Below are 302 nucleotides of genomic sequence, written 5' to 3' on the forward strand. Positions count from 1 at the left end.
ATGGCAGAAATCAGAACAACGCTCTATTCCAAAGAGCTTCAGAAACAAATCTTTCCGGACAACAGCTTTTATAAGAAGTCTGTAGCCGAAACCGGGGTTGCCGATACTACCGAAACGGTAGAAAAACCGGTGCAAACCCCAATCAGCAAGGCAAAAGAAGGTAAACCCAAATCCTTGCCGCTGGAAATCGAAGTATCGACCGACACGAAGAAAACGTACAACACGACGCTTATCTATTGTCAGCCGCTCTTGATTGACTCCCAGAGTGAACTGCTGACCAATTACAGCAAACGCCAGACCAA

Annotated in this window: 1 protein-coding gene; it reads left to right on the top strand. The window is 46.4% G+C overall.

What is annotated here, in order from left to right; translation table 11 throughout:
• Nucleotides 1-302: hypothetical protein (locus DW103_RS18200; RefSeq protein WP_158576722.1), on the top strand; the 302-nt coding region annotated here is incomplete at both ends.

Origin of the sequence: Parabacteroides sp. AM08-6 (assembly GCF_003473295.1) — a bacterium.
In the GTDB taxonomy this organism is placed as follows: Bacteria; Bacteroidota; Bacteroidia; order Bacteroidales; family Tannerellaceae; genus Parabacteroides.